Here is a 1656-nt window from a genome sequence, read left to right on the forward strand (position 1 = left end):
GGTACTGTACCCTGTCAAGTTTACACACTAAATAATAAAAATTAATTGGCTTTGCCGTAACGAAATTCCGTTGCAGTAAGGTCATTTCTTTTAGCTGAAATAAATGTATTTGTAAAGTATTCAATTCCTTCAGCCACTAGTGTTTGAAGTTCATCAAGTGTTTGTGGCTTAGATGAATGCGCTAGCCAAATTGCTTTAAAGTCGGCCCACCAGTGCTCGATAACTGCGTTATCTGCTGGTGTGCCAGGAGCTGAATAGCTATGTTGACTATTATTGCTAGTTAAATATTGATTGAACGCCTTAGAAGTATAAGCAGCTCCGCGATCAGTATGAATAAGTGGGGCTAATACACCTTCTTGTTTCTGAGCTTTCTTGAATACTTGAATTGCTCCCTCACTAGTTTCTGTTGGGGTAATTAGCCAGCTAATTGGAAATTGACCATATAAATCAAGAACCACATGTAAACGAACTTTATAATTATGAATATTGTAGGCGAGTTCTGTTGTATCAGTTACCCAAACCTGATTAGCTGCTTCCTGTTTAAATTGACGATTAAGTATATTTTCAGCTTGATAGGTTTGACGTTCCTTGTTGCGTTTTCTTTTAGCTTGACGATAGTCAGCTTTAATCCCATGTTCCTTCATAATTCTAATAACTCGTTTTTTGTTGACCAAATATCCAAGACCTGCGCGCTTAATAAGACGAGTCATTTTCCCATAGCCAATACTTTGCTTATTAGTTTTCTCAATTTCTTTAATCAAATTAAGGATCTCTTGATCCTGGATATCCTTAGTAGTTAATTCTCGTTTTAGCCACTTATAGTAGGCTTGCCGGCTTACTTTAGCCGCTTTAACTAGTTCTGATACTGTATAACCGTCTTTAATCATTTCTTGAATCGCTTGATATCGTCCGGTCGATGCACCTCCCGATTGCGTATTTCGACTAATTTTTTTGCGAACGCAATTTGTACCTCGCTTTCTCGTTTCTCAGCTTCTAATTCACGTACTCGTTTTCTCAACCGTTCGAGCTCATTTGTCGGTTCTTTCTCTTTATTTCTGCCACGATTATCTTTTAGTACTTCCCAATTATGATCGTGCAAATATTTACGTACCCACGAATAAACCCGCTGATAACTAATATCATACTTACTAGCTGCTTCTTTATAGTTGTTCTGGTGGTTAATCGTCCACTGCACAATCTGCTTTTTCTCATCAAAGGATACTTTCCGACCCATTTTCTTAACTCGCTTTCTTGTTGCGTAAGCAACAGTTAGTTTGTCACTATTGTACTGGATAATCCATTGTTTTAGTTGAGAAATATGGCGTATTTTGTACTTAATTAAAACCTCACGACTAGCCAGTCCGTTAAGCTGATAATCTTTCACCGCGGCAATCTTTGTCTTAAGTGAATATTTTTGGTTATGTTTAGGACGAATTAATCCTGCCAGTCCTGCTAATAAAAATTGTTTAATCCATTTAGTCATGTTCGCTGTTCTCACTTCGTGATAGTCAGCGAATACTCCTAATGAGCAATCTGAATCCTGATAATTACTTAGTAATCTTAATTTTTCTGTTGTGGAATAACTAGAAACGAAAAACACCCCCTAGAATTGGCACTTTTATTATTTAAAGTGTCAACCCTAAAGGGTATTGTACG

2 protein-coding genes are annotated in these 1656 nt (G+C 37.1%); both read right to left on the bottom strand.

Annotated features, from left to right (window positions below; genetic code table 11):
- Positions 1-41 precede the first annotated feature (41 nt).
- Positions 42-887, bottom strand: coding sequence for an IS3 family transposase (locus CBG10_RS08245; protein ID WP_065867951.1), 846 nt, complete (start codon positions 885-887; stop codon positions 42-44).
- Complete coding sequence (locus CBG10_RS08250; RefSeq protein WP_035162055.1) at positions 884-1483, bottom strand: helix-turn-helix domain-containing protein; 600 nt, start codon at positions 1481-1483, stop codon at positions 884-886. The genes CBG10_RS08245 and CBG10_RS08250 overlap by 4 nt, the downstream gene beginning before the upstream one ends.
- Positions 1484-1656 lie beyond the last annotated feature (173 nt).

Source organism: Limosilactobacillus reuteri (assembly GCF_002254085.1).
GTDB lineage: Bacteria > Bacillota > Bacilli > Lactobacillales > Lactobacillaceae > Limosilactobacillus > Limosilactobacillus reuteri_K.

Excerpts from the sequence above, each read along its gene's own strand:
- CBG10_RS08245 (WP_065867951.1), bottom strand. The coding sequence starts at position 887 with ATGATTAAAGACGGTTATACAGTATCAGAACTAGTTAAAGCGGCTAAA.
- CBG10_RS08250 (WP_035162055.1), bottom strand. The coding sequence starts at position 1,483 with ATGACTAAATGGATTAAACAATTTTTATTAGCAGGACTGGCAGGATTA.